Below are 298 nucleotides of genomic sequence, written 5' to 3'. Positions count from 1 at the left end.
CGCCTGTGTCCGGTTGATCGTGGTGCCGAGCGGGCCGGATGCGGCCGATGACTACCTGGTCGAGCACGCTATTCCTGGCGACTTGGTGATCTGCAGTGATGTGCCGCTGGCCGATCGCCTGGTGAAGAAGGGCGTGGCGGCGCTCGATCCGCGTGGGCGCGAGTTCGACGAGCGCAACATGGGTGAGCGGTTGGCGGTGCGCAACCTGTTCACCGACCTGCGTGATCAGGGCCAGATGGGCGGCGGTCAGGCAGCCTATGGCGAACGCGACCGGCAGGCGTTCGCCAATGCCTTGGAC

General features: G+C 66.8%; 1 protein-coding gene. It reads left to right on the top strand.

What is annotated here, in order from left to right; all coding sequences use genetic code 11:
* The coding region (locus AAEZ09_RS28005) for a YaiI/YqxD family protein (RefSeq protein WP_350601598.1) at positions 1 to 298 on the top strand (298 nt) is incomplete at both ends.

Source organism: Pseudomonas sp. 65/3-MNA-CIBAN-0223, assembly GCF_040310425.1.
In the GTDB taxonomy this organism is placed as follows: Bacteria; Pseudomonadota; Gammaproteobacteria; order Pseudomonadales; family Pseudomonadaceae; genus Aquipseudomonas; species Aquipseudomonas gregormendelii.
The sequence above is the reverse complement of the archived record's forward strand: the minus strand, read 5'-3'. Positions and strand labels throughout refer to the sequence as shown.